This is a genomic window from Arthrobacter sp. NyZ413 (assembly GCF_049390645.1).
GTDB lineage: Bacteria > Actinomycetota > Actinomycetes > Actinomycetales > Micrococcaceae > Arthrobacter.
The window spans coordinates 14,285-39,289 of record NZ_CP155434.1 but is presented as its reverse complement, the minus strand read 5'-3'; the positions used below and the strand labels follow the sequence as shown (position 1 = coordinate 39,289).

25 protein-coding genes and 1 tRNA gene are annotated in these 25,005 nt (G+C 63.1%); 18 read left to right on the top strand and 8 right to left on the bottom strand.

The window, feature by feature from the left end:
• Window positions 1-51: 51 nt before the first annotated feature.
• A complete protein-coding gene (gene modA / locus ABCW42_RS00195; protein ID WP_423182987.1) occupies window positions 52-867 on the bottom strand; it encodes a molybdate ABC transporter substrate-binding protein in 816 nt (271 codons plus the stop codon).
• The gene (locus ABCW42_RS00190; RefSeq protein WP_423182986.1) at window positions 864-1,274 is read right to left on the bottom strand and encodes a TOBE domain-containing protein; all 411 of its coding nucleotides are present in this window, start codon (window positions 1,272-1,274) and stop codon (window positions 864-866) included. The genes modA and ABCW42_RS00190 overlap by 4 nt, the downstream gene beginning before the upstream one ends.
• A gap of 135 nt (window positions 1,275-1,409) precedes the next feature.
• On the opposite strand from ABCW42_RS00190, the gene ABCW42_RS00185 reads away from it, so the two are divergent.
• Both ABCW42_RS00185 and ABCW42_RS00180 read left to right on the top strand, forming a co-directional pair.
• A complete protein-coding gene (locus ABCW42_RS00185) occupies window positions 1,410-1,835 on the top strand; it encodes a DUF5997 family protein (RefSeq protein ID WP_423182985.1) in 426 nt (141 codons plus the stop codon).
• An 83-nt stretch (window positions 1,836-1,918) separates the two neighbouring features.
• Complete coding sequence (locus ABCW42_RS00180) at window positions 1,919-2,593, top strand: hypothetical protein (RefSeq protein ID WP_423182984.1); 675 nt, start codon at window positions 1,919-1,921, stop codon at window positions 2,591-2,593.
• A gap of 67 nt (window positions 2,594-2,660) precedes the next feature.
• Here the strand turns inward: ABCW42_RS00180 and ABCW42_RS00175 are convergent, their stop codons facing one another.
• Window positions 2,661-4,055 carry a flavin monoamine oxidase family protein gene (locus tag ABCW42_RS00175; RefSeq protein ID WP_423182983.1) on the bottom strand — a complete coding sequence of 465 codons (1,395 nt, stop codon included), beginning with the start codon at window positions 4,053-4,055 and terminating at the stop codon, window positions 2,661-2,663.
• A 138-nt stretch (window positions 4,056-4,193) separates the two neighbouring features.
• Here ABCW42_RS00175 and ABCW42_RS00170 point away from each other — a divergent pair, with 138 nt between their 5' ends.
• Window positions 4,194-4,868, top strand: a complete 675-nt coding sequence (locus tag ABCW42_RS00170; RefSeq protein ID WP_423182982.1) for a TetR/AcrR family transcriptional regulator — start codon at window positions 4,194-4,196, stop codon at window positions 4,866-4,868.
• Window positions 4,869-5,044: 176 nt separating this feature from the next.
• Here ABCW42_RS00170 and ABCW42_RS00165 read toward each other — a convergent pair.
• Window positions 5,045-5,127: transfer RNA gene (locus ABCW42_RS00165), tRNA-Leu, on the bottom strand.
• 345 nt (window positions 5,128-5,472) lie between these two features.
• On the opposite strand from ABCW42_RS00165, the gene ABCW42_RS00160 reads away from it, so the two are divergent.
• Genes ABCW42_RS00160 through pknB form a run of 7 tightly spaced genes read left to right on the top strand, consistent with a single transcriptional unit; the run spans window position 5,473 to window position 15,035 of the window.
• The gene (locus ABCW42_RS00160; protein WP_423182981.1) at window positions 5,473-6,216 is read left to right on the top strand and encodes an FhaA domain-containing protein; all 744 of its coding nucleotides are present in this window, start codon (window positions 5,473-5,475) and stop codon (window positions 6,214-6,216) included.
• 5 nt (window positions 6,217-6,221) lie between these two features.
• Window positions 6,222-6,704 carry an FHA domain-containing protein FhaB/FipA gene (locus ABCW42_RS00155; RefSeq protein ID WP_133203869.1) on the top strand — a complete coding sequence of 161 codons (483 nt, stop codon included), beginning with the start codon at window positions 6,222-6,224 and terminating at the stop codon, window positions 6,702-6,704.
• 3 nt (window positions 6,705-6,707) lie between these two features.
• On the top strand, window positions 6,708-8,441 hold the full coding sequence (locus ABCW42_RS00150) for a protein phosphatase 2C domain-containing protein (RefSeq protein WP_423182980.1): 1,734 nt from the start codon (window positions 6,708-6,710) through the stop codon (window positions 8,439-8,441).
• The gene (locus ABCW42_RS00145; RefSeq protein WP_423182979.1) at window positions 8,438-9,805 is read left to right on the top strand and encodes an FtsW/RodA/SpoVE family cell cycle protein; all 1,368 of its coding nucleotides are present in this window, start codon (window positions 8,438-8,440) and stop codon (window positions 9,803-9,805) included. Before ABCW42_RS00150 ends, ABCW42_RS00145 begins: the two co-directional genes overlap by 4 nt.
• The gene (locus ABCW42_RS00140) at window positions 9,802-11,259 is read left to right on the top strand and encodes a peptidoglycan D,D-transpeptidase FtsI family protein (protein WP_423182978.1); all 1,458 of its coding nucleotides are present in this window, start codon (window positions 9,802-9,804) and stop codon (window positions 11,257-11,259) included. Before ABCW42_RS00145 ends, ABCW42_RS00140 begins: the two co-directional genes overlap by 4 nt.
• A complete protein-coding gene (locus ABCW42_RS00135; protein ID WP_423182977.1) occupies window positions 11,256-13,055 on the top strand; it encodes a protein kinase domain-containing protein in 1,800 nt (599 codons plus the stop codon). The genes ABCW42_RS00140 and ABCW42_RS00135 overlap by 4 nt, the downstream gene beginning before the upstream one ends.
• Window positions 13,056-13,061: 6 nt before the next feature.
• The gene (gene pknB, locus ABCW42_RS00130; protein ID WP_423182976.1) at window positions 13,062-15,035 is read left to right on the top strand and encodes a Stk1 family PASTA domain-containing Ser/Thr kinase; all 1,974 of its coding nucleotides are present in this window, start codon (window positions 13,062-13,064) and stop codon (window positions 15,033-15,035) included.
• A 54-nt stretch (window positions 15,036-15,089) separates the two neighbouring features.
• On the opposite strand, the gene ABCW42_RS00125 is transcribed toward pknB, so the two are convergent.
• Both ABCW42_RS00125 and ABCW42_RS00120 read right to left on the bottom strand, forming a co-directional pair.
• Window positions 15,090-15,731, bottom strand: a complete 642-nt coding sequence (locus ABCW42_RS00125; protein WP_423182975.1) for an aminodeoxychorismate/anthranilate synthase component II — start codon at window positions 15,729-15,731, stop codon at window positions 15,090-15,092.
• A 170-nt stretch (window positions 15,732-15,901) separates the two neighbouring features.
• Complete coding sequence (locus ABCW42_RS00120) at window positions 15,902-16,624, bottom strand: class E sortase (RefSeq protein ID WP_423184967.1); 723 nt, start codon at window positions 16,622-16,624, stop codon at window positions 15,902-15,904.
• 294 nt (window positions 16,625-16,918) lie between these two features.
• Here ABCW42_RS00120 and ABCW42_RS00115 point away from each other — a divergent pair, with 294 nt between their 5' ends.
• From ABCW42_RS00115 to ABCW42_RS00085, 7 genes are all read left to right on the top strand, one after another.
• A complete protein-coding gene (locus ABCW42_RS00115; protein ID WP_133203796.1) occupies window positions 16,919-17,170 on the top strand; it encodes a cell division protein CrgA in 252 nt (83 codons plus the stop codon).
• A gap of 54 nt (window positions 17,171-17,224) precedes the next feature.
• The gene (locus ABCW42_RS00110) at window positions 17,225-17,734 is read left to right on the top strand and encodes a methylated-DNA--[protein]-cysteine S-methyltransferase (RefSeq protein ID WP_423182974.1); all 510 of its coding nucleotides are present in this window, start codon (window positions 17,225-17,227) and stop codon (window positions 17,732-17,734) included.
• Window positions 17,734-18,231 (top strand): RNA polymerase sigma factor, encoded by a 498-nt coding sequence (locus ABCW42_RS00105; protein WP_423182973.1) that lies wholly within the window; start codon window positions 17,734-17,736, stop codon window positions 18,229-18,231. The genes ABCW42_RS00110 and ABCW42_RS00105 overlap by 1 nt, the downstream gene beginning before the upstream one ends.
• Window positions 18,228-18,848, top strand: a complete 621-nt coding sequence (locus tag ABCW42_RS00100; protein WP_423182972.1) for a methylated-DNA--[protein]-cysteine S-methyltransferase — start codon at window positions 18,228-18,230, stop codon at window positions 18,846-18,848. The genes ABCW42_RS00105 and ABCW42_RS00100 overlap by 4 nt, the downstream gene beginning before the upstream one ends.
• Window positions 18,849-18,859: 11 nt before the next feature.
• On the top strand, window positions 18,860-19,540 hold the full coding sequence (locus tag ABCW42_RS00095; RefSeq protein WP_423184966.1) for an alpha-ketoglutarate-dependent dioxygenase AlkB family protein: 681 nt from the start codon (window positions 18,860-18,862) through the stop codon (window positions 19,538-19,540).
• Window positions 19,541-19,619: 79 nt separating this feature from the next.
• Window positions 19,620-20,222 carry a DNA-3-methyladenine glycosylase I gene (locus ABCW42_RS00090; RefSeq protein ID WP_423182971.1) on the top strand — a complete coding sequence of 201 codons (603 nt, stop codon included), beginning with the start codon at window positions 19,620-19,622 and terminating at the stop codon, window positions 20,220-20,222.
• Window positions 20,223-20,560: 338 nt separating this feature from the next.
• Window positions 20,561-21,916 (top strand): FtsW/RodA/SpoVE family cell cycle protein, encoded by a 1,356-nt coding sequence (locus tag ABCW42_RS00085; RefSeq protein ID WP_423182970.1) that lies wholly within the window; start codon window positions 20,561-20,563, stop codon window positions 21,914-21,916.
• A 531-nt stretch (window positions 21,917-22,447) separates the two neighbouring features.
• Here ABCW42_RS00085 and ABCW42_RS00080 read toward each other — a convergent pair.
• Both ABCW42_RS00080 and ABCW42_RS00075 read right to left on the bottom strand, forming a co-directional pair.
• The gene (locus ABCW42_RS00080) at window positions 22,448-23,311 is read right to left on the bottom strand and encodes a rhomboid family intramembrane serine protease (protein ID WP_423182969.1); all 864 of its coding nucleotides are present in this window, start codon (window positions 23,309-23,311) and stop codon (window positions 22,448-22,450) included.
• Between the two features lie 20 nt (window positions 23,312-23,331).
• The gene (locus ABCW42_RS00075) at window positions 23,332-23,874 is read right to left on the bottom strand and encodes a peptidylprolyl isomerase (RefSeq protein WP_423182968.1); all 543 of its coding nucleotides are present in this window, start codon (window positions 23,872-23,874) and stop codon (window positions 23,332-23,334) included.
• A 154-nt stretch (window positions 23,875-24,028) separates the two neighbouring features.
• Between ABCW42_RS00075 and ABCW42_RS00070 the strand changes: the two genes are divergently transcribed.
• Entirely contained in the window at window positions 24,029-24,994 is a 966-nt protein-coding gene (locus ABCW42_RS00070) for a hypothetical protein (protein ID WP_423182967.1), read from the top strand.
• Window positions 24,995-25,005: the final 11 nt, after the last annotated feature.

Sequence of the window (25,005 nt, the reverse complement as noted above, 5' to 3'; positions counted from 1 at the left end):
AACTGGGCCAGCTGGAGCAGCCCGCCCAGTGAACCAGTCTGCCCTGACCTCCTAGGGCGCGCCGAATCCGGCATCGCCGAGGACCTTCTTGCCCTCGCTTCCGGTCACCAGGCTGATGAAGGCCGCCGCCAGGTCTTTGTGCTTGCTGTTGCCGACCGTGGCGATCGGGTAGGTGTTGACGGCGTTGCTGGACTCAGGGAACGGGATGCCCTTGACCTTGTCTCCCGCGCCCTTGACGTCGGTGACGTAGACCAGGCCGGCGTCGGCCTCGCCCGAGGTCACTTTCCCCAGGACGTCGGTCACCGAGGACTCCTCGCTCACGGGCTTGATGGTGGTGCCGGTGGCCTTTTCGACGCTTTGTGCCGCGGAGCCGCACGGCACCTGGCTGGCGCAAAGGACAACCTTCACACCGGGCTTCGCGAGGTCCGCGAAGGACGAGATCGACGCCGGGTTGCTCGGCGGGACGGCGATGGTGAGGACGTTCGTGGCGAAGTTCGTTGCCTTGCCGTCCACGAGGGAAGCGTCGGACAGTTTGGACATGTTCTTCGTGTCCGCGGAAGCGAAGACGTCAGCCGGGGCTCCCTGCGTGATTTGCGTGACCAGGTCCGAGGACCCGGCAAAGCTCAACGCCACCTTGGTTCCGGGGTACTTGGCCTCGAATTCTGAGGCAAGCTTGGTAAATGTCGCCTTGAGCGAGGCTGCGGCATAGACAGTGACCGTGCCGGACAACTGGGGCGCCTCGCTTGCGGCAGGGCTTGATGCCGCTGCGGTACTTCCGGTTCCGGTACTGCCAGCGCAGCCCGCAAGCCCTGCAACCAGGCTCCCTGCTGCCAACAAAACCCCGATATTCCTGCGTGCAAACTTCACGTGATGCTCTTTCCTTGCGCGGTTTCAACAATGACTGTGGTTGCCTTCACGACGGCCGTGGCAACGGATCCGAGTTCGAGGCCAAGTTCCCGGACTGCTTCGCTGCTCATGAGGGAAACCACCCGGAAAGGACCGCATTGCAACTCCACCTGCGCCATCACCGTGTCCACTGTGATGCCCGTGACCAGGCCGACGAAGCGGTTGCGTGCCGAACGCCCCACTTTGCTGGGGTCTTCCGGAAGCGCGGCCTGCTCACGCGCCAAATGGGCCAGCTCAAGCCCGTCCACCACCAAGCGGCCCGATTCGTCCTTGGTTCCGGTGAGCGAACCCTGATCGATCCAACGGCGGACGGTATCGTCGCTGACGCCGAGGAACCTGGCGGCCTCTGAAACTCGAATGTGCGGCATGGATTCATCCTAGAACCTCATATGCGTTTAGAACGCTGTCAAAGTACCGCAAAACCGTATGTGACCGAGGATCCTCAAGTAACTGGGCCCGCGGCTTGTCGACTGGTCCGCGAAAGCGGCGGATACCCTTGAACCATGACCTCAGCAAACTCCCAGTCCATGAAGCCGGCCACCGCTGCCAAGAAGCTGGGTATCTACCTGCCTGCCACACCCCAGGAGTTCCAGGATTCCGCCATTACACGCGCCGAATTCGCGGAACTGCAGGCGAACGCGCCCGAGTGGCTCGCCGAACTTCGCAGGACAGGCCCGCACCCGCGTCCCGTCGTTGCCCAGAAGCTGAACATCTCCATTGGCGGCCTCGCCCGCGGCGGCATCACCGAACCACTCACAACAGCGCAGATCTCGGAACTGCTCGCAAATCCGCCGCAGTGGCTCGTCGTCGAGCGCGCCACCCACGCGGCCGTCCGCTCCGAAGCCAAGCGCATCAAGGAAGAAGCGGCCAAGAAAGCCGCCGCGAAGGAAGCCAAAGCGAATACCGCGGCCAACCGCAGCCGCGGCTAGCCCCTCGCCGAGCCCTCGCCTCCAGGCTTTTCGCGGCGCATACTGAATCTGAGAGCGGTACGCACTCGCTTGGAGGTGGTCCGGTGTCCGCCACGCCTGGAATCCAGCTGACGGCCTGGGAGATCGGGCTGTGGGCTTTACTGCTGACGTGCGCGGTCGCGCTGACGGTCCAACTGCTCCGCAAATGCCTTGCCGAAGCAAACGCCGACGCCGGCAACCCGCCCGGGGATCTCGTCCTCCATGGTCGCGTCCTCCAGCGGCATGAACTCAGGGATCCGGAAGCGGCCAGCGAACCCGTCACGGAACCGGACGCCATCTTCTGGAACACTTTCGCCGGGCTCGTGGTGATTGTCCCGGCGGTTCTGATCCCCGCTTTGGCTTCACCCGCCGTCGGGCTCTTTTTGCTTGCCCTCGCCGTCGCCGCGGCCGTGGCGGCCTTCTCCGGTGGCCGGAAACTCGAACAGATACGCCGGAACCGGCCGGAGAACCGGCCAGGGTTCGCGCAGACCGTTGCGCAACACGACGCCCTCGTGGCGCGCTGGCAGGAATATGAGCTGGATCCCGCCAAGAGCATCGATTTTCCGGAGATGTGCGACGCCCGGGTTCCACAGACCGCGGCGCTGGTTCGCGCCCTCCAAGAGGCCGAACGCTGCCGCTCCACCCCCGGAACCGACTATCCACGCGCCGTCGGGCAACTGGCCACCGCGATGGCAGTCGCGGAAGCGGCCGCGGGAGTCCAGGCCGGGCTGGTGCGCTAGGCCCGTTAAATACTGAGGTCCCGATCCTTTCCGGCGAGGAAAGGATCGGGACCTCATGCGTGGAATGCTAGGCGACCGGCACCGGAGCCACGAGGTTGTTCGCCGTGACGATCCGTGCCGCCGTCGCCCGGCCCATGCGGACAGCACCATCGACGTGCTGGTAGCCTTCAGCCGCCAGGTCCGAGGATGACCAGTAAATCGGTCCGACGTTGGCGTGCTGGTCCTTGCCGTAGCGGTGCAGGCCGCCGAGGTCGTAGCTGGCCGCGTAAGCGCCGCGGGTCCATTCTTCGGAACCCCAGTCGGACTCGTAGTAGACCTCGGCATCCAGGGCCTTCTCGCCGAGGAATCCTGCGATCGACTCGAGGATGGCCTTCTTGCGGTCTTCGGCACTCAGTTCGAAGACGGCGTCCGCCTTTTCGTCCGAGACGAAGCCCACCAACGTGCCGCGGGTATCGCCGTGGTTGGTGTTGTCGTAGACCTCCTGGACCAGGGCGTCAGCGCCGAAAGCGGTGCCGGACAGGCCGTCTTCGCGCCAGAACGGGGTGGCGTAGACAGCGTGGACCTTGATGACGAGGCCCAACGACTGGTGCTGGTGCATCTGGTGCTGGCGGCGCGGGAGCGGCGGGTTGAAGGACACGCGCGAGTACAGGTTCGGCGGGACCGCCATGATGACGAAGCGGGCGTTGACGGTTGCGCGCTCGGATTCGACGCTGACGCGGTGGCCGCCTTCACCGTCTTCCTGCCAGTTGATGGTGCGCACCGGGCTGTTAAGTACGACGTCGTCACCGAGTTCCGCTGCGATCAGCAAGGAAACCTGCTGCATGCCGCCGATGACGCGCTTGTCCAGGATGAAGTCTTCGTCCGTGAGGTTGGAGAAGGAACCTGCAGAGGCTGCCATCAGCACCGCCTGGAGGGCCGAGAATGCGTGGGCCGGCTTGGTGAGCATGCCGCCGGCGATGAAGAGGCCGATGTTGTTGCAGGCTTCCTCGTCCGTGGAATTCCGGCGAAGCCAGTGGTGGAAGGAAATGGTGTCGAGTTCACGGGCCTTGGGGTGTGCCCAGGGCTCCTCGGCGCCGATCTCCGCGGCGAGGCCGTCCAGGATCTTCGTGAGCTTATCCATTTCGGCCGCGGTGGTTTCACTGACGGGGAAGGAAGCGCCGGTGTAGCGGATGCGGCTGCCGTCGGCTCCCATGTATACGGATTCGCCATCGCGGTAGCGGGAGTACATCTTCAGGCCGAGCTCGTCCAGGAGGTCCATGAGGGCGGTCTGGTCCGGGGAGACCCACTGGCCACCGATTTCGAGCATGGCGCCGTCGATGGTGTCCGTCCATGTGCGGCCACCGACGCGATCGCGGGCTTCGAGCACTGCGACGCTGAGTCCGGCCTTCTTCAGTTCGCGTGCTGCAGTCAGTCCGGAGGGGCCGGCACCAACAATGACGACGTCGCGATCAAGGTTCAACATGATGTCCTTTCTGGGGCCGCCTCCATTGGCGGGCCAATAAATGAATGACGTTCATTTATCTCAACTGTAACCGCATTAGCCACGCCTGTGAAGACCCCAATGGAATAATGCTGGGACAAGCCACATGAAAGGTCCGCGATGCCCGCACCCTCCCCCGCTCCCGGCGAGACCAAAACGCGCCGCAGGGCAGGCCGACCCATGGCTGCGGTCCTGGACCAGGACGGAATCACCGCCGCTGCGCTGGAACTAATCAGCAAGAAAGGCTACGACGGCCTCACCATGGCCGCGCTTGCCCGTTCCCTCGGCGTGGCACCCTCAGCCCTCTACAACCACGTGTCTTCCAAGGACGAGGTCCTCAAACTGGTTGAAGAGGACCTCATGTCCAAGGTGGACTCCGGGGGTTTCAGCACATTGCCGTGGGAAGACGCAGTACGCCAGTGGGCCTATTCCTACCGTGGCATCTTCGCGAAGCACACTCCATTGATCTCCGTGATCGCGGTCCTCCCGGTCACCGACGCCCCGCAGACCCTCGCCATGTATGAAGCTGTTACGGAGGGATTCCTGCGGGCGGGGTTCCCCGAGCAACAAATCATCCCCAGCATCGTGGCGCTCGAAGCATACATTTTCGGTGCCGCCTTCGACGCCAATGCGCCCGCGGACATCTTCGACTCCGGCAAGCTCGCCGAATCGACGCCGCACTTCACCTCGGCGGTCCGAAGCCTGGGCCCCCAAACGGAAAACTACCCTTCGGACCTCGCATTCAGCATGGGTTTGGATGCGCTGATCGCGGGCCTTGGCGCGCTGCGGGCGTAGTTGTCGGCTTCCGCCTGGGGCGCTGCCTCGCGTTCCTGACCCTCTTTGGCTTTGGAAAGCGCTTCCAACCCGCCATTTCGACGCCGGAGCGCGGCAAAGAGGCCAGGAACCGGAGGGGGTGGCGGGTTAAAGCAAAGAACCCCTGCCTCAAAGACCGGGGTTCTTTTTCGATTGCGTGCGCGAGGGGGGATTTGAACCCCCACACCCTTTCGGATACTGGCACCTGAAGCCAGCGCGTCTGCCGTTCCGCCACTCGCGCGCAACTTCTTCCGCTAAGGGCTTGACCCCTGCGAAAGCAGCGAGATCAAGCATAACGGACAATTACTTCAAAACACCAATCGACGGGTCGGGGCACGAAAAAATCCCCGAATCCCGCTTGGTCGCCGGGCCAGCGCCAAGCTCCGGAATCCCGCGAAATCTCCGATCGCACGATCCGCCCAAGCGAACTTTTCCCGAGTGCCGGGCGTTGTGGAATAAGGCCATTCACAGTGTTGCCAAGTAGTATCGGGATTGAGGACAGCCTCCCTGCGCACGCTTTGGCCACCGCGGGGATTCACCCCGGCTTCTCATTGTGCACGGTCAATGAAACGGAAGGAGAAGGACCATGGGCTTGCTCGACAGAGTTGAACGCAGCATCGAAAAGGCCGTCCGCGGCGTCTTCTCTACCGGATCGCGGGCCCGCGTGGAGCCGGTGGAGATTGCCAGCAGGTTGCGGCGGGAACTGGACCATAAGTCCATCACCATCGCCGCTGGCCGGACCTTGGCCCCCAACGTTTTCGAGGTCCTCCTCAGCGATCAAGACTTTGGCCGCGCCCAGGAGTGGGGAACTCCCTTGGCCGAAGAGTTGTGCGACGTCGTCATCCAGCATGTGCGCAGCCAGGGCTACACACTGCAAGGCCCGGTGCGCATTTCCTTCCGGCACGACGACGCCCAGCGCGAAGGCCACTTCGAGATCACATCGAGCACCTCGAAATCGAGTGACGCCACCCCCCCACCGCCGCCGCGCCCGACTATTCCCGCTGCGCCCAGCCGTGAACCTACCCGGCTCCAGCCGGTCCTGGACATTGGTGGGCAAAGGTATTCCCTCAACGCGCCATCAATCGTGCTTGGCAGGTCTTCGGAAGCAGACATCCTGGTGGACGATACCGGCGTGTCACGCAAGCACTTGGAAATCCAGACGGTGTCCGGCGTCATCCGCGCCGTCGACCTCGGTTCAACAAACGGAAGCTACGTCAACGGCCACAGGGTGAACGGCAGCGTGGAATTGACCGACGGATCCACCATCAGCATGGGACGGACCAAGATCATTTTTAGACTTCTCTCCTTGCCCTCCGGCGGGCGCCCGTGAGCGACATCAGCGAACTCACCATCACCGCCCTCCGCTTTGGCTTTCTGCTCTTGTTGTGGGTCCTGATCTTCAGCATCGTTTCCACCATGCGCCGCGATCTCGTGATTGGCCGGAAGGCAGCCATGGGAACGCCTACCGCACGGGAAGTCCGCAAGCACCCGGAACTCGCGCCCGCGCCCCCGCAACCAGTGAAGCAGCAGGCGCACCAACTCGTCGTCGTCGAAGGTCCGCTCAAGGGAACCTCGGTTCCCTTGGCCGCCAGCCCGATCCTCCTGGGCCGCGCCCAAGAGGCCACCCTGGTCCTTGAAGACGACTACGCCTCAGGACGCCACGCACGCTTGTTCCCGCAGGGCAGCCGCTGGTTCATTGAGGACCTCGGCTCCACGAACGGCACTTACCTCGCCGACCAGCAGTTGACCCGAGCCCTGCCGGTGGAGCTTGGCGTCCCCGTGAGGATCGGCAAGACGGTCATCGAATTGAGGCCGTAGCCGGTGGCTTCCCCCCAAATGACCGAAGGCAATGCCTTGCCTCCGGAGAAACCCCTGATCATGCGCTACGCCGCGCGTTCCGACGTCGGGCGTATCCGCTCGAAGAACGACGACTCCGCCTACGCAGGGAAGCATCTTGCCGTGGTCGCGGACGGGATGGGCGGTCACGCCGGCGGCGACGTCGCCTCGGCATCCACAGTGCTGGACATGATCCACCTCGATCACGATGCCTATCCGGATGGCGCTGAAACTGTCCTCGCGGATGAGATCCAGACCGCTAACTCCCTCCTTTCCGAGCTCGTCCACGTTGATCCGAAGCTCGCGGGGATGGGCACCACCGTCACGGCGTTGCTGCTCGAAGGCAGGCAACTCCACTTCGCCCACATCGGCGATTCCCGGGCGTACCGCCTGCGAAACGGCAAATTCGAACAGATCAGCGTGGATCACACGTTCGTCCAGCGGCTGATCGACGAAGGCCGGCTGCGTCCCGAGGAAGCCGAAACCCACCCCCACAAGAACGTTCTCATGCGTGTCCTGGGGGACGTTGACGCCAGCCCGGAGCTGGACCTGGACGTCCTTGAGGTCGAGGTCGGCGAACGTTGGCTCCTCTGCTCCGACGGGCTCAACTATGTGCAGGGTCCCGTTGTGGAGCAAGTGGTCCGCGAAACCCGGGATCTTGCCGAATGCGCTGAGCTGCTGATTGAGCTGACGCTCGCCAACGGCGCGCCGGACAACGTCACCGTGGTGCTCCTGGAAATCGTGGAAGAGACTGCGGACGACCTCACCACCGCCGCCGTCGACGTCGTTTCCGCGGAAGCTCCCGGGACCCTCCAGCCGGCCCCGGTCGCCAAGCCCATTCACGAAAAGGGCGCCACACCGAAACCTCCGCGGGGCCGCGAGGCGAAAACGCGCCCGCAAGCCGCGGAACCGGATAAAGAAGCGCCCGACGCCGGACCCCGGCTTCCCGGCGCATCCGCGCCGGTTTCTGCGGCCGGAGCTCCTACATCCGGTGCGGCGGCTACCGGCGATGTCGCGAAAACCAATGGATCAGCAGAACCGCCGACAGCCACTGACCCGCACCTCGGCGAGCATCTATCGGCCGAGATCCTCCGGGAAGAACTCGCGAGCCGCCCGCACGAACTGGTCGGCGCTGCCGCAACAGCTGCCGAGACCGGGTCGATCCCCACGGTCGCCGGCCGCAGTGTTGCCCGTCGCGCCGCGACCGTACTGACGCACAAAGCCGAACAGGACCGCTTGGAATTCCAACCGGTGCCCACACGGAAGCGGCGCTGGTTGACGCTTGCCATCGCGGCGGTGCTGGCAATTTTCGTCATTGCAGGGCTGTGGGTCGGCTACGCCTGGACCCAGACGCGCTACTACGTTGGAGAGTTTGACCAGCACGTTGCGATTTACAACGGTATTTCGCAGAGCCTCGGCCCGTTCCAGCTATCGAAAGTGCAGACGGTCACCAACATCCGCATGGACTCGCTGCCTGAATACACACAGCAAAGCGTTCGGCAGACGGTTGCGGCCCGCGATCTCGCCGACGCACAGCAAATCGTGAAGAGCCTCCAGAACAACGGCACCACAGGACTGCCCACGCCGTGCCCCACGAACACGGCTGTGCCGAGTCCAAGCCCGTCCGCCACGAGAGCTGCGCCAAGTCCGGCACCTTCGGCCGCGGCCACCTCCTCTCCGACGTCCACGCCCGTCCCCACGTGCGGAGGGACGCGATGATCGAGACCCTGGCAACGCCCAAGCCGCGCCGGAATGTTGAACTCGTCCTGCTGGTCCTGGCTTTGGCAGTAGGAATCGGTGCCAGCTCGATGGTCGGCCTCAACAGCCCCGCAGCCTTCGACGCCGATTTCTGGTTCCAGTCGAGCCTCCTGGTAGTGGCCGCGTTGGTGTTCCACCTGGTCCTTCGCTTCCGCGCAAAATATGCCGATCCGGTTATGCTTCCAATCGTGGTCGCCCTTAATGGACTCGGCCTTGCACTCATCCACCGCATGGACCAGCCGGGAGAGGACACCGGAAACAACCAATTGCGCTGGACTTTGCTGGCCATGGCGGTAGCCATCGCAGTGATTTGGCTCCTGAAGGATCACCGGGTCATCCGGCGCTTCACGTTTATCTCCCTGGCAGCCAGTGCGGTTCTCCTGGTGCTGCCGCTGGTTCCGGGAATTTCCGCGGGTGAGGTACTCGGGGCGAGCGTGTGGATCCGGATCGGTCCCATGACGTTCCAGCCGGGCGAGGTCGCAAAGATCACGTTGGCTATATTCTTTGCCGGATATCTTTCCTCCAACCGGGACTTGATCCTGCTTGCCGGCCGGAAGGTCGGCCCTATGCAGTTTCCACGATTCAAGGACCTTGGCCCCATGATCACGGCGTGGCTCGTGAGCATCGGAATCCTCGTTTTCCAGCGGGACCTCGGCACTTCAGTCCTGTTCTTCGGGTTGTTCATCGTCATGATCTACGTGGCGACGAGCCGCATCAGCTGGGTGGTCATCGGACTTGCGCTGATCGTGGGTGGCGGGTTCCTGGCATCGAAGGCCTTCGCGCACGTCGCCTTCCGCCTCGACAGCTGGTGGAACGCTTTCACCCCGGAAGTCTTCGGACGTTTCCCCGGTGGCAGCGCCCAGATCGTCCAAGGCCTCTTCGGCATGGCCGACGGCGGACTGGTCGGCACCGGCCTTGGCCAAGGGCGGCCGGACCTCGTGCCTTTTGCCAACAGCGACATGATCATTGCGCTCATTGGCGAAGAACTTGGCTTGGTCGGGCTCTTCGCCGTGGTGCTGCTCTACCTGATGCTCTTCACGCGCGGGTTCCGGGCAGCGCTTGGCACCCGTGATGCTTTTGGCAAGCTCCTCGCTTGCGGTCTTTCCTTCGCCATCGCGCTCCAATGCTTCGTGGTGGTAGGTGGCGTAACGCGCCTCATCCCCCTCACGGGACTCACTACTCCGTTCCTGGCCGCGGGCGGTTCCTCGCTGCTTGCGAACTGGATCATTGTTGGCTTGCTGCTGATGATCTCCCACAGCGCACGCGGACCTGTGGACACAACGCCCATTACCCATGCCCCGACCCTGGCGGTGAAGACCCAGTGAACCATTCCATACGCAATTCGTGGATGGCCGCAGTTGCCATGTTCGCCCTGCTCTTCGGCGCCATCAGCTATGTCCAGGTCATCGGCGCCGGCGATCTCAACGACAATCCGTGGAACCAGCGTGCTGTCCTGGCCAATTACTGCAATGACCGCGGTGCCATCATCGTGGGCGGTAAGCCGATCGCCGAATCCGTGGCGGGTGACGAGTCGTGCAAGTTCCAGCGCCAGTACAGCCAGCCGGAGCTCTACGCGGGCATCACGGGATACTTCTCGCGGTCCTACGGTTCAACCGGACTCGAGCAGCAGCTCAGGGACGAACTGGCCGGCAGCTCGGACCAGCTGTTCCTTGATCGCGTGAGCCAGATCTTCCTCGGCAGCCAGCCGAAAGGCGCCTCCGTGGAACTGACCATCGATCCGGCGATCCAGAAGCTCGCCTACGATCTCATTCCGGACGGCCAACAAGGCTCGATAGTCGTGACCAACCCGAAGACCGGTGCGATCATCGCCATGGTCTCCAAGCCGTCCTACGATCCCAACCTGATCGCCACCCACGATCCCGCCAAGGAAAAGGCCAGCTACGAGCAGCTCAACCAGATTCCCGGCATCAACCTGAACCAGTCTGTGAGCGGACCCACTGGCGCATTGCTGGCTCCGGGCTCGGTGTTCAAACTGGTGGACACCGCAGCTGCCCTCAACTCGGGAAAGTACAACAAGGACAGCGTGCTGCCCAACCCGGACAGCCTCCCGCTGCCCGGTTCCAGCGCCTCACTGCCGAACTATGCCGGCGGAAACTGCTCTGTCCGTAGCACCGCGGACTTCGCATTTGCCTTGGAGCAATCCTGCAACACGCCGTTCGCCAGCATCGCCTTGGACCTCGGCCAGAAGGCCATCGCCGACCAAGCCAGCAAGTTCGGCTTCGGACAGGACTTCGGCGACCAGCTCAAGCTCCAGTCCGCGGTCAGCGTCTTCCCCACGAACCTTGACCAGGCCGCCCTCGCCCAGTCGGCGGTCGGACAACGCGACGTCAAGGCAACGCCGCTCCAGATCGCGATGATGACGGCGGCAATCGCCAACAACGGCGTGCAAATGAAGCCGGAGCTCATCAAGACGGTCCGGGCTCCGGACCTGAGGGTGATCAGCGAACCCAAGCCTGAAACTTTGCGGACTTCCACCTCGCCCGATATCGCCAAGCAGATCACGGATTGGATGACCGACGTCGTGTCGAAGGGTATCGCCAGCGGCGCCGCGATTCCGGGCGTCGACGTGGCTGGAAAGACCGGAACAGCACAACTGGGGGATTCCGGTTTGAACAACTCATGGTTTACCGGGTTCGCCCCGGCAAATGACCCGCAAGTGGCCGTCACCATCGCCATGCAGAACGTTGACGTAATCACCGGCGCAAAGCTAACCAGTCCGAACGCGAAGAAGATTTTTGAGGCGGTGTTGAACAAGTGAGACCTACGTCAGGAATCACCCTCGGCGGCAGGTTCCAGCTGACCAGTCGCATTGCGATTGGCGGCATGGGAGAGGTCTGGCGCGCGAAGGACCAGATCCTTGGCCGGATCGTCGCCATCAAGGTGCTTAAGGAGGAATACACCGGGGATCCCGGCTTCCTCCAGCGTTTCCGCGCCGAGGCCCGCCACACCGCGTTGCTCAACCACGTGGGAATCGCCAACGTCTTCGATTACGGCGAGGAGGACGGCTCCGCCTACCTGGTCATGGAACTGGTGCCAGGACAACCTTTGAGCAGCATCCTGGAGCGGGAACACGTCCTGTCGCCGGACCGTACCCTCTCCATCATTTCGCAGACCGCCCGGGCGCTTGCCCCTGCGCACGCCCAAGGCCTGGTGCACCGTGACATCAAGCCGGGCAACCTGCTGATCACTCCGGATTTCCGTGTCAAGGTCACCGACTTCGGCATCGCACGCCTCGCCGACCAGGTTCCGCTTACGCAAACCGGCCAGGTCATGGGCACTGCGCAGTACCTGGCTCCGGAACAAGCCACCGGCCAGACCGCAACGGGCTCGTCGGACATCTATTCCCTCGGTGTGATCGGCTACGAGTGCCTCACGGGACACCGTCCGTTCTCCGGCGAATCCCAGATCGCCATCGCCTTGGCCCAAGTCAACGATGCACCGCCGCCATTGCCCGAGAGCCTTCCAACGCCGGTGCGCGCGCTCCTCATGTCCATGCTCGCAAAGGATCCCAAGAACCGTCCCGCGGACTCCATCAAGCTCGCGGAAGCGGCCGAAGCCATCCGTGCCGGCGATATCGCCGCTGCGCACGCCGCCGTACCGGGAATGTTGCTCTTCGAATCCGCCACTGGTCCCATCACCGCTCCGACGGGGATCACCACCGCCCCCACCGGCGTCGTCGCATCGCCGTACGGCCGGGAATCACGGACGACGTCGACGTCGGCCCTTCCGGTGGTCGGTGCAGCGGCGGCCGGCGCTGCGGCGGCTGGCGCGGCAGGCGAAGGCGGGAACGCCCTTGCCAGGGCCAACGCCTTGGCCGCCGAACGCAGCCTGGACCAAGCTGACGAGCACGAGCAGTACGTCCAGGAAGAGGAGTACCAGCCGGAACCTCCGCGCAAGAAGCGCAGTCCTTGGACTTGGCCGCTCGTGGCGTTGATCATCCTGTTGCTCTTCGCGTTGGTTGGCATCCTCTTGTCACAATCGGGACTTTTCTCGCCGAGCAGCCCGGCGACGACCACCTCGACGACGCCGCCGCAGACGGTGTCCAGTGCACCACCGACGTCGGCCACACCGACACCCACCATCACTTCGGCGAGCCCGACGCCCACCGAGACCACTCCGGAAGCCATCAACCTGATTCCGGCACAGTACAAGGGCCAGCCCTACGACAAAGTACGGTCGGACCTCAACGCGCTGGGCCTCGTGGTCAACGGCGTGCCGGTCTTCGATCCTTCCCCGGCGGGCACGGTCACCGACATCAACCCCTCCGGTCCCGTGACACCGGGAACAACGATCGATGTGAGCTACTCGAAGGGTCCGCAGATGATCACGGTCCCGACCATCGGCACCGGCGCCACCGAATCACAAGTTCAAGCAGCGATTGAAGGCGCCGGCCTGCGTTGGGTCACTGGCAGCACCGTCGACGGAGCAACGGGACAGGCCCCCGGAACGTTCGTCAGTTCCGACCCCGCCGCGGGCCAGAAAGTGCCTGCCGGTTCGGTTGTGACGTACCACCTGTCCAAGTCGGGCGCGTCCCCTTCGCCGTCGGGCAAGTAGGACACTATGTCGACCGGACGCTCCACCCCTGCCCACAGAGAGGACAGCACCCCCATGACAAACCAGCGCGTCCTCAACGGGCGGTACGAACTCGGTGAACTGCTCGGCCGTGGCGGAATGGCGGATGTCTATAAAGGCACCGACACCCTGCTCGGCCGGACGGTTGCGGTGAAGCTGCTCCGTGCCGACCTCGCCCGCGATCCCCAGTTCCATGCCCGGTTCAAGCGGGAAGCCCAAGCGGTGGCCGCCCTGAACCATTCATCGATCGTGGCCATCTATGACACCGGCGAGTACACGATGTCCGGTGGTCCCGGGGACGACGTCCGCGTCCCCTACATCGTCATGGAATTTGTTTCCGGCCGGACCCTCCGGGACTTGATCCGGGCCAATGAACTGGACATCGACCAATCCATCGAGCTCACGCTTGGCGTCCTCGGGGCATTGGAGTACAGCCACAAGGCCGGGATCGTCCACCGCGACATCAAGCCGGCCAACGTCATGGTTTCCATGGACACGTATGCCGTCAAGGTAATGGACTTCGGCATTGCCCGGGCCATCGCGGATTCGGCGGCGACCATGACCCAGACTCAGGCCGTGGTGGGGACAGCGCAGTACCTTTCGCCCGAGCAAGCCCGGGGTGAAACCGTGGACGCCCGCAGCGACCTCTATTCGGCGGCCTGTTTGCTGTTCGAAATGCTCACGTCGCGGCCTCCGTTCACCGGCGACAGCCCAGTCTCTGTGGCTTACCAGCACGTTCGCGAAATTCCTGAAGCGGCCAGCACCTTCAACCCAGGGGTTTCCGAGGCGTTGGACAGCGTCCTCGCCAAAGGCCTGCAGAAGGACCGGGCCGACCGTTTCCAGGACGCTGCCGCCTTCCGCCGGGCCTTGCGCGCGGCCAAGAACGGCATTGCAGTGCCGGCAATCGGAACAGGCCAGGACGGGCAAATGGCCGACAACGCCACCCAACTGATTCCCGAAAGTGAATTGGGTCGCGGTTTGGCAGGCGCCGAATTCTTCGACGCCGCGGACGCCACCATAATCGCGCACACGTCCGGTCCAGGGGACCAGGACACCGTTCTGGGCTACCCGGCCAGCGATCCGGAACCAGAGCCCGACGGCGGCATGCCGCTTGGTTTCACCCCTGAACGCGAGCGGACCGCCCGGCAGAAGTCCCGCCGTCGTGCGTGGGCCGCTGTACTGGTCATCCTCACGCTTCTGGTACTGGCCGGCGGCGCCCTTTGGGTTTACATCACGGTCAACCAGAAGCCGGCGCCCCCGCCCACGGTCGCAATACCCCAAGTCGCCGGCATGAGCGAGGCCATGGCCTTGCAAGCGCTGTACGGTGCGAGCCTCAGCCCGGAGTCACGGACGGTTCCGAACGATACCGTCGCCAAAGGGAACGTCATCAGCACGGACCCGGCCGTGGGTACGCAGGTTGCACAGAATTCGCGCGTAATCCTCAATGTTTCGGGCGGACCGGCTTCCGTCACCGTCCCGCCCGGTATCAATGGGCTCACAGAGGCCGCCGCCCGCGACCTCCTGCGGCAGGCAGGACTTGTCGGCGGATCCAGCACCTTGGCCAACAGTCCCACGGTTCCAGCCGGTTCCGTCATCAGCACCAAGCCGGCTTCCGGGGCCGTAGTGGCAACCGGCAGCACCGTCGATCTGGTTGTCTCCACCGGGAAAGTGTCCGTACCGCAGCTTGTCGGCTTGAGCGTCGCGGACGCGACGGCCTTGCTCAAGGACAACGGGCTAGTGATTGCGGTCACCGAGCAGGAAAACTCGCAGGTGGCACCGGGAACGGTGACGAACCAGAGCGATGCTTTCAAGTCCCTGGTGGAGCAAGGCAAGACCATCACCGTGGTGGTGTCCAAGGCACCTGCCCCGACGCCGACCCCCACTCCGACGCCGACGCCAACTGACACTCACGGCGGCGGGCGCGGTGGCGGCTCAGGCGGAGGCGGAGGCGGAGGGGGCTAGCCGCCTCCGTAGTGGAGGGGCCGGACGCCAGCGGCTAGCGCTGGGTCAGGCGGCCTAGCGTTGGATCAGCGGGCTGAGCGTGGCTGCACGGGCAGCAGCGCCGGACATGCCGAGCGACTCTAGCCAGTTGCCCAGCATCAGGTACCCGCCTTCGGTCAGCACCGATTCGGGGTGGAACTGTACTCCGCACAAAGGGGCGGTGCGGTGCTGCAGGCCCATGACCACTCCGCCGGCTGTTTCGGCGGTGATTTCCAGGACGTCCGGGATCGTATCCCGGACGGCGGCCAGCGAGTGGTACCGGGTAGCCGTCACCGGCGAGGGAAGCCCGGCGAAGACGCTCTTGCCTTCATGTTCCACCGGCGAGGTTTTTCCATGCATCAGCTCTGGCGCGTGCGTCACCGTTCCGCCATAGGCTTCCGCCAACGCTTGGTGTCCCAGGCACACACCGAACATCGGCTTGTTATTGTCTCCGCACCATTTGATGAGCTCTATGCAGACGCCGGCTTCGGCGGGAGTACCCGGGCCGGGAGAGATCAGGACGCCGTCGCGCACGTCAGCCAGCTCAATAGCTTCGGCCAGGGTCACGTCGTCGTTCCGGACTACGGTGGTCTCCGCGCCGAGCTCCTGCAAGTAGCCCACCAAGGTGTAAACGAAGCTGTCGTAGTTGTCCACGACGAGGATTTTTGTTGTGCTCATGGCTGCTTTGCTGAACCAATCGTTGAGTCGGTGAAGGTGGTGAAATGTGACATCCAAGGGAACAGGAACTGAACCATCAGGACGAGGGCGCACGCCACGAGTGCCACTGAGGTCAGGATCCGCACCCACAAGGGCCCCGGAAGGTGCCTGAAAATCCAGCCGTACATTGCCTAGCCCTTTCCCTGCGTCTTGGCGACCTGCTTGGCGATCTCCTGCGGAGGGCCTGCCGACGCAGGCTGCCAACTCTCAAGCAGCGAATACGCGATGATTCGTTCCTGGGCGCCGAAACGTGGATTGCAGCTGGTCATGGTGAGGTAGCTTTCGCTTGGCGTTGCTCCAGCCTGGGTGGGGACGGGCAGGAGGACGTCCGTCCGGGTTGGCAACACGATCTCGTTGTTACGGAAGACGTACGTGTAATAGCCGTCCTGAGTTTGCACGTAGATCTTGTCCCCGGGAACCAGCAGGTGGATGTTGTCCAGCACGGCTCCGTGCGTCTGCCGGTGTCCCGCGACCGCGAAGTTCCCGGGCGCACCGGGCATGCTGGTGCTTGGATAGTGGCCAAGACCCAGGGTGTCCAGGATGTCGGAGCCGGTTCCCTCCATGATGGGCCTGGAATAGTCCGCTCCGAACCGCGGAATATACATGATGCCGATCATGCCGCCGTGCGCAGGGGCAGGCGCAACCACAGGCTTTCCATAGTCGGGAGCACTTGCGGAGGTGGGGGCGGGCGGAGTGACAGGTCCTGCGAAGTCCTTGGCGAATCCTTGAATGGCCTGGCTCTGCTTCGCATCGGCTTCGACGTTGGTCCACCACAGCTCATACGCGACGAAGAGCAATAGCACGAGGCCTGCAGTGAGGAGGAGTTCGCCAAAAACCTGGACTACCTTACGCACGACGTCGCCTGTGCTTCGGTTTTTCTTCCGCCGCGCCGAGCGCCGCCGCCCGGAACCCCCGGCACCGGTCCCATTGCCGTCGTCGGGCACGGCAGCGGCGTGCTCCGTCTGCTGCTGCGCCACTGGATCTCCTCTTCACCGGCGCGGACGTCCGACGACGAGCCGCCGCCGAAATCCCGCTAGACTTGAGTGCTAGTACGAACCCGGAATTGCCGCGCCGAGACCGCTGGAATTTTCCTTCCTGCAGGATATCAAGCCGACGCGGCCTTTCATTCAGCCGGCCAAGGAGGATCCGTGCCCGAGTCGAAGCCCCGCAAGAGGACCCCCCGTCCCAACGAGGCAACAACAACTCACCAGTACAAGCCGAACCCGGTTTGGTACAAGCCGGTCATGTTCGGCCTCATGATCATCGGCCTGTTGTGGATCATCACGTACTACATCACCAGCGGCCAACTGCCCATTCCGGCATGGCAGTCGTGGAATATCGTGGCGGGCTTCGGGGTCGCAATCGTCGGCTTCCTGATGACCACCCGCTGGCGTTCCTAGGAACGTTCCTCAGGGACGGGCTCACATTTCGGCCGCCTGGATCGTCTACTAGGCATGAGTACCAGGCACACCACCATTGATTCGCCCCTGGGCCGGCTGACGCTGACAGCCCAGGGTGAACTGCTGACGGGGATCTTCTTCGAAGGCCACTGGCATATGCCGCCTCCGGAATTCTTCGGCGAGCTCGCCGGCATTGAGGACCCTGTCTTCCGGCAAGCCGCCTTGGAGCTCAGCGAATACCTCGACGGCCAAAGGACGGCGTTCGACGTCCGCTACAAGGCATCCGGCAACCCGTTCCAGGAGAAGGTCTGGTCGCGCCTTGAAAGCATTCCCTATGGAGAAACGGTCAGTTATGGCGAACTGGCCAAGGAACTCGGCGACCGCAACCTTTCCCAAGCAGTCGGCTCGGCGGTGGGCCGCAATCCGCTGAGCATCGTCATTCCCTGCCACCGGGTGGTCGGGCACGACGGGCGGCTCACCGGCTACGCGGGTGGCCTCAAGAACAAGCGCTTCCTCCTGGAGCTCGAGGAGCCCGCTGCCGCGAAGGAAAGCAAGCTTTTCTGATGGAGCGCAAGAAGCCGTTCGAGGTGCTCGTGAAGGATCACGGGCCCACGGTCTTGCGCGTGTGCCGTGCGCTGCTTGGCGCCCACGACGCCGAGGATGGCTGGTCGGAGACCTTCCTTTCGGCGTTGAAGGCTTACCCGGAGCTTCCGGTTGACGCCGACGTCCAGGCCTGGCTCGTCACCATCGCCCATCGAAAATCGATCGATATCCTGCGTGCCCGGAACCGGCGCCCCCTTCCGGTCGACGAGCTGCCAGCGCTCCCGTCCGGATGGGGCATCCCGGGAGGCGGCCACCCGGAGGTGCTCGACGCCGTCGGGCACCTTCCGCCTAAACAGCGCCAGGCCGTCGCGTACCACTACTTCGGCGGCCTCCCTTATAAAGAGGTGGCCGTGCTCCTTGGCGGAACCCCCGAAGCCGCGCGCCGGGCGGGGGCCGACGGCGTCAAGGCCCTGCGGTCCCTCCTCGTCGACAATTCCTTGAAGGATGGTTCCCTATGACCCTCGACCACAGCGACGCGGAGATCGCGGCGCTCCTCAATTCACTGGATCCGGAGGATCCGGCTGTCATGTCCCGCCTCCACGATCGCCTGGCGACGGCCGCCGCCGGACAGCACACCCTCGACGTCGCCTACCGGACAGTGGACTCGCCGCTTGGCCCGCTGCTTCTTGCAGCGACGGAACGCGGAATGGTGCGGGTCGCATTCGCCGCCGAAGACCACGACGCCGTGTTGCAGCGCCTCGCGGACAAGCTCAGTCCGCGGATCCTCCGGTCCGCGGCCCGGCTGGATCCTGCGGCCCGCGAACTGGACGAGTACTTCGCCGGAAAACGCCGGCTGTTCGACCTGCCTTTGGATCTCAGCCTGTCGCGCGGGTTCCGCCTCAGCGTCCTGGAGCACTTGCCGCACATCGCCTACGGAAGAACCGAAAGCTACGCGGAAGTGGCCCTCGCCACCGGAAGTCCACGGGCAGTGCGCGCCGTCGGGACTGCGTGTGCCACCAACCCGCTGCCGGTGATCGTGCCTTGCCACCGTGTGGTTAAGTCCGACGGCTCGCTGGGAAACTACCTTGGCGGGATCGATGCCAAACGCACCTTGCTTGAGCTCGAGGCGGCATGAGTTCGGATTGGATGGAACCGTTGTTTCCGCTTGAGGTGCCTGAAGCGCACGACGCCGGACCACGCGTCATCGCTCCCGGCGCGATCCATGTCCCGGGCTGGCTGAGCCTTGAGCAGCAGCGGTGGATCGCTGCCCGTTTCGTCGAGTGGACCCAAGGTCCGGTCCCGCTGCGGGCAGCTGTGCTGCCCGGCGGGCACCCGATGTCCGTCCGGACGGTGTGCTTGGGCTGGCATTGGCAACCGTACAAATACACACGCGAGGCCTTCGACGTCAATGGCCGGAGGGTTCTGGACCTTCCCGACTGGATGGTGCGGCTGGGACGCAAGGCGCTTTTCGAGGCATACGGAGACGAAGGCGAAGCGGCGAACTACACTCCGGACACCGCCCTTGTGAATTTCTACGACGATTCCGCGAAAATGGGCATGCACCAGGACAAGGACGAAAAGTCCCGGGCGCCTGTCGTGTCGCTCAGCATCGGGGACAGTTGCGTCTTTCGGTTCGGGAATACGGAGACCCGCACCAAGCCGTATACGGACGTCGAATTATGTTCGGGTGACTTGTTCGTATTCGGCGGCGCGTCCCGTTTCGCGTTCCACGGCGTCACGAAGGTGCTTCCGGGTACGGCGCCCGAGGGCTGTGGATTACCCGGAGGCCGGATCAACGTCACGATGCGGGTCACTGGAATGTCGTAGGGCCGAGGCACAATATCAACACCAGCCCTGCCCTAAGGCCTGAATCGGTGCACGTAGCCCTGACCCCGTGGAGGAATCAATGACCCCGTCCGAGAACGGCGCCATCATCGGAGATGACGGGCTTGCCCGGCCGCCATGGGCGTCTACCGATCCGCTCATGCGTGAGTATTACGACCATGAGTGGGGCATGCCGGTGCGCGACGAACAAGGCCTCTATGAGCGCATCAGCCTCGAAGGATTCCAGGCCGGGCTTTCATGGGCAACCATCTTGCGCAAGCGGGAAGCCTTTCGGACCGCGTTCCTGGACTTCCATCCGGACAAAGTCGCCGCATTCTCCGAGGCGGATGTGGAAAGGCTCATGCTCGACCCCGGAATCGTGCGTAACCGCCTCAAGATCCGCGCTGCGATCACCAACGCGAAGGCGACCATTGCCTTGCGCAGCGAGGGCGGTTTGGTGGATTTTGTCTGGTCCTTCCAGCCGGATTCGACGCCGGAACCGCTGACTTTTGCCGATCTCGCCACCCAGTCGCCCGAGTCCGTGGCACTGTCCAAAGCCCTACGGAAGAAGGGCTTCGCATTCGTAGGTCCCACCACCATGTATGCGTTGATGGAAGCCATCGGCATCATCGACACCCATTTCGTGGACAGCCATCGCCGCGGCAGTTCGGGCGTCTGGACCTGAAGCTTCCCCACACGCTGTCCACAGAAGTGCGTAACTTTATCCACAGGTGTGGACAATTTATGTGGACATCCACGGAGTTGGGGAAGAAATCCCCGGCGTTGAGGTGGACGGGCGCCCTATCCTCCACGATTGTGCAGTTATACCCAATGTGAACAACGCTGTGGATAGTGTCCGCGGGTTCATGGAGAGTTCATCGCGGAGGGATTGAGAACTTCAATTCGGGCTTGCCTAACCACCGCGAAGCTTCCATCCCGGCCACGTCCAGATTGGGGGTCTATCATGGCCCACTGAGCCAAGGACGGGCCCTGCCTGCCTGAATTCCATGAAAGAGGACCACGATGAGCCAGCAAGCCGTTGAGGCCAAGCCCCGCCGAAATGTGGAGTTGGTGCTGCTCGTACTGGCGCTCGGCGTGGGCATCGGAGCACTTTTCATGACGAGCGTGGACAAGAAGGAAGCCTTGGATGCCGGTTTTTGGATCCAGAGTGCGACTTTGACGGGGCTGGCAGCGGCTTTCCACATTGTCTTGCGGTTCCGGGCACGGTACGCGGATCCGGTGATCCTCCCGATTGTCGTCGCACTGAACGGCCTCGGCATAGCGATGATCCGGCGGCTCGATGCCTCAACAGGCAGCTCGGCCGGCACCAACCAGGTTACGTGGACCATCGTCTCTGTATTGGTAGCCGCGGCCGTCCTGTGGCTATTGAAGGATCACCGCATCCTTCGCCGGTACACCTTCATTTCGCTTGCGGTCAGCGGCGCCCTTCTGATCCTTCCGCTCGTTCCCGGGATATCCGCCGGCGACATCAATGGCGCGAACGTATGGATCCGCCTTGGACCCCTGCAATTCCAGCCGGGCGAGATCGTCAAAATCACGCTGGCCATCTTTTTCGCCGGTTATTTGTCATCCAACCGGGACCTGATCCTCCTGGCAGGCCGGAAATTCGGCCGCCTGCAATTTCCGCGTATCAAGGACACCGGTCCGATGATCACTGCCTGGGCGGCGAGTGTTGCCGTGTTGGTCTTCCAGCACGATCTCGGTATGTCGATCCTGCTCTTCGGCTTGTTCCTGGTGATGATCTATGTGGCCACGAGCCGCGCCAGCTGGCTGGTCCTGGGGCTCGTGCTGATTGTTTTGGGCGGATACGCCGCGGCGAAGATCTTCTCCCACGTAGGCCTGCGCATCGACGCATGGGCGAACGCCTTCGATCCTCAGGTCTTCACCCGTTTCCCGGGCGGCAGCGCCCAGATTGTGCAAGGCCTTTTCGGCATGGCCGACGGCGGACTCATCGGCAAGGGCTTGGGCCTCGGAAGCCCCGACCTTGTTCCGTTCGCCAATAGCGACATGATCATCGCGTCCATGGGTGAAGAGCTCGGCTTGGTGGGACTGTTCGCCATTGTCTTGTTGTATCTTCTGCTGTTCACCCGCGGCTTCCGGGCTGCGTTGGGCATCCGGGATGCCTTCGGGAAGCTTCTTGCCTGTGGATTGTCCTTCACCATGGCCCTTCAGTGCTTCATCATCATCGGCGGCGTCACCCGTCTCATTCCCCTCACAGGACTCACCACACCGTTTCTTTCCGCAGGCGGTTCCTCGCTGCTCGCCAACTGGATCATCGTGGCGCTCTTGCTTCGGATCAGCGATGCCGCCCGGCGGCCGCAAGTAGTTGCCCACAGGGCTGAACAAGTCGCCGCCTAAGCGAGTTACACACTTAACAACAGGCGCGTACCCACAAGTTATCCACAGTTGGGGAAAAGGTGTGGCCAATCGTCGGTACTCCGCCGGAACGACGGGCCCTGGACAGGGATCGGCACCCGGGAACTACACACATGTGAGTTATTAACAGTGTTGATAACTCTGTTGATATAGCAGTTCATCGGCAGCTGATGCCAAACTTATCCACAAAGCAGCGAGAATGTGGCGCCTTATCCACTTACTAACATGTGTATGGGCAAAAGTTATCCACAGATGTGGACGTTAATCCACAGAAGGACCCAAAACCCTGATATTCCGGGCAAAAACCGGATCCCGGCCATGAACTACATACCTGTAAGTTACTCACACTGTGGATAACAGTTGTGGAAAACGCTTGGAAAAGGCGCTACAGACGGGATGCAGGGCCCGAACGCGGGCAACGGAGCATGTCCAGCGCGAAATGCGGGGAGAAAAAATGCGCCCGCTACCAGATTGCGGGCGCAAAGACCGGCCCTAATGGGCCAAGGGAGCTAGCTAGCTCGCGGTTATCCGCAGGGCGGTGACCGCGACTAAAAGCACGGCGACGACGACCATGCCGGCCGTCTGGAGCACGGCTTGCCGGGGACCCCGCGGAATGAGGGCCATGACTGCCCCGGAAAGGGCTCCCGTCACCAGGCCACCCAAGTGTGCCTGCCACGCAATGCCCGGAATGACGAAACCAATGACGCCGTTGATGACAATGAGGATCCACAGTTGCCGCGTGTCTCCTCCACGGCGGGCTTGGATCACCAGCAAGGCGCCGAAAAGGCCGAAGATCGCGCCGGAGGCACCTTCAACGAATACCGGCGGCGAGAAGGGCGTCAGGAGCAGGAATCCCACCGATCCGCCAATGGCGGACAGCAAGTAAACGGCGAGGAAGCGGATGCGGCCCAGGACGGGTTCAAGAACCTGGCCGAAAATCCACAACATGTACATGTTCAGGCCAATGTGCAGGATGAAGCCCTGTGAATGCACAAAGGCGGAGGTCAGCATCCGCCAAGGTTCGAAATCCTGTGGCTCCATGAACACTGAGGCAAACGCGAGCTGGCTTTCCACCACTCCGCCGGGAATCAGCCACTGCAGGGCGTAGACCAGGACGCAGAGCCCGATGATGAGGTACGTCGCCACAGGGCGACCGGACCGCAAGGTGCCGCCATAGGCGGAACGCGGAGTCGGCGTCGAACGCTTCAGTTCGTTGACGCAATCAATGCATTGGAACCCGACGGCGGCCGCCCGCTGGCACTCCGGGCATGCCGGACGCCCGCAGCGCTGGCACCGCACATAGGAGGGCCTGTCCGGGTGCCTGGGGCACACCGGGACACCTGCGGACGGCTCTACCGCCGGGATTCCATAGCTCATAGCTGGCCTTTATTAAGGAATCAGAGCTGGACGACGTCGATGCTGTTGATGACAACATCCTCGACGGGACGGTCGCCCATGCCGGTGCGAACCGCCTCGATGGCGTCAACAACCTTCTTCGACTCGTCGTCGGCAACCTCGCCGAAGATGGAGTGCTTGCCGTACAGCCAGTCGGTGTTGACCGTGGTGATGAAGAATTGTGAACCGTTGGTTCCCTTGCCCATCTGGATGCCGGCGTTGGCCATGGCCAGCTTGTACGGGGCGTTGAAGTTCAGTTCCGGGTGGATCTCGTCATCGAACTTGTAGCCGGGGCCGCCGATACCGCGGCCGAGGGGATCGCCACCCTGGATCATGAAGTCCTTGATAATGCGGTGGAAGATGGTCCCGTTGTACAGCGGGGTTCCGGTCTTGTCTTCGCCGGTTTCCGGGTGGGTCCAGGACTTTTCGCCCGTGGCCAGGCCAACGAAGTTAGCGACCGTCTTGGGCGCGTGGTTACCGAACAGGTTAACCACGATGTCGCCGAGGCTCGTGTGGAAAGTTGCTTTTGCGGTTGCATTGGTCATAGCGCCATTGTTTCATGCAAGGCCAGCGGGGAAGGCGGCCGGAACAGCGGTTCCGCGATCGGTGAAATCTTCCCCGAATCCTCTGGATGAATAGCCGGTGCCGGTCAAGCGACGTAGGCTAACAACAAACGAGCATGTTGATCGGGAGGTAGTTGTGAAGAAAACGGACCGGATTGCCCGCGAACTTGAACACACCGTAGTGAGCGGTGTCGAGAATGCCAAAGACTGGGCGACGCCGCGCGTCGAAGCAGCAGTGAGCTGGGCTGTTCCCCGAATCCAGCACGGCATCGATACCGCTTCTCCGAAGCTCCAGGAAGGCCTGAAGTCGGCTGCCTCCAACCTTGCCGACGGCGTCGCTACAGTGACTCCGCGGCTTCAGGAAGGGATCGCCAACCTCGCACCGAAGATCCACGACGCCGTCGAAGATGCCTCGCCTAGGATCCAGGAAGCGCTCAACAAGGCAACGCCGGCGCTTGGACACGCCCGGGACAAAGTAGTTGAGGAATATCTTCCGAAACTTTCCGAGCAACTCGGTCAAGCGTCCGTCGCGGTCCACCAGGCTCTCGAAAACGCACCTGCCCAGGTTGATGCCGTTGCGCAGAAACTGGTGGACTCGGGAGTAGTGCACACCGTGCAGGAGCAAGCACAAGCAACGGGCGCGCAACTGAAAGCCGCGGCTAGCGAAGCCACCAAGGCCGTCTCGAAGGAACTCGCCAAGCCGCAAAAGCCGAAGAAGCGCGGCTTGCTGATCTTCACGGTTATCGCAGCAGCAACTGCCGCCGGAATTGCGGCGTGGAAAGCCAGCCGCCCGGTGGAGGATCCCTGGAAGACACCGTCTCCCGTGACGCCGTCGACGGCTGCTGAAGGCGCGCAAAAGGCCGCTGCAGCCGTGAAGGAAACCGCCGAGGTTGTTGCCGACAAAGCCGACGACGTCGCCGTGAAGGTAGCGGACGCGGCGCAGGACGCAGCTGACAAGGCGAAGCACGTAGCCGAGGACGCCGGCGAATCGGCGGCCAAAGTGGCCACGGATGCCAAGACGGCCGTGAAGAACATCGCCGCGAGCCTGCACAAGGACGAAAACCACAACGACGCCCCGAAGGACGAAAACCCACAGGGCTAGGACCTCCGCGA

Excerpts from the sequence above, each read along its gene's own strand:
- ABCW42_RS00190 (WP_423182986.1), bottom strand. The coding sequence starts at position 1,274 with ATGCCGCACATTCGAGTTTCAGAGGCCGCCAGGTTCCTCGGCGTCAGC.
- ABCW42_RS00185 (WP_423182985.1), top strand. The coding sequence starts at position 1,410 with ATGACCTCAGCAAACTCCCAGTCCATGAAGCCGGCCACCGCTGCCAAG.
- ABCW42_RS00175 (WP_423182983.1), bottom strand. The coding sequence starts at position 4,055 with ATGTTGAACCTTGATCGCGACGTCGTCATTGTTGGTGCCGGCCCCTCC.
- ABCW42_RS00170 (WP_423182982.1), top strand. The coding sequence starts at position 4,194 with ATGCCCGCACCCTCCCCCGCTCCCGGCGAGACCAAAACGCGCCGCAGG.
- ABCW42_RS00160 (WP_423182981.1), top strand. The coding sequence starts at position 5,473 with ATGGGCTTGCTCGACAGAGTTGAACGCAGCATCGAAAAGGCCGTCCGC.
- ABCW42_RS00145 (WP_423182979.1), top strand. The coding sequence starts at position 8,438 with ATGATCGAGACCCTGGCAACGCCCAAGCCGCGCCGGAATGTTGAACTC.
- pknB (WP_423182976.1), top strand. The coding sequence starts at position 13,062 with ATGTCGACCGGACGCTCCACCCCTGCCCACAGAGAGGACAGCACCCCC.
- ABCW42_RS00125 (WP_423182975.1), bottom strand. The coding sequence starts at position 15,731 with ATGAGCACAACAAAAATCCTCGTCGTGGACAACTACGACAGCTTCGTT.
- ABCW42_RS00110 (WP_423182974.1), top strand. The coding sequence starts at position 17,225 with ATGAGTACCAGGCACACCACCATTGATTCGCCCCTGGGCCGGCTGACG.
- ABCW42_RS00105 (WP_423182973.1), top strand. The coding sequence starts at position 17,734 with ATGGAGCGCAAGAAGCCGTTCGAGGTGCTCGTGAAGGATCACGGGCCC.
- ABCW42_RS00100 (WP_423182972.1), top strand. The coding sequence starts at position 18,228 with ATGACCCTCGACCACAGCGACGCGGAGATCGCGGCGCTCCTCAATTCA.
- ABCW42_RS00095 (WP_423184966.1), top strand. The coding sequence starts at position 18,860 with ATGGAACCGTTGTTTCCGCTTGAGGTGCCTGAAGCGCACGACGCCGGA.
- ABCW42_RS00090 (WP_423182971.1), top strand. The coding sequence starts at position 19,620 with ATGACCCCGTCCGAGAACGGCGCCATCATCGGAGATGACGGGCTTGCC.
- ABCW42_RS00085 (WP_423182970.1), top strand. The coding sequence starts at position 20,561 with ATGAGCCAGCAAGCCGTTGAGGCCAAGCCCCGCCGAAATGTGGAGTTG.
- ABCW42_RS00080 (WP_423182969.1), bottom strand. The coding sequence starts at position 23,311 with ATGAGCTATGGAATCCCGGCGGTAGAGCCGTCCGCAGGTGTCCCGGTG.
- ABCW42_RS00075 (WP_423182968.1), bottom strand. The coding sequence starts at position 23,874 with ATGACCAATGCAACCGCAAAAGCAACTTTCCACACGAGCCTCGGCGAC.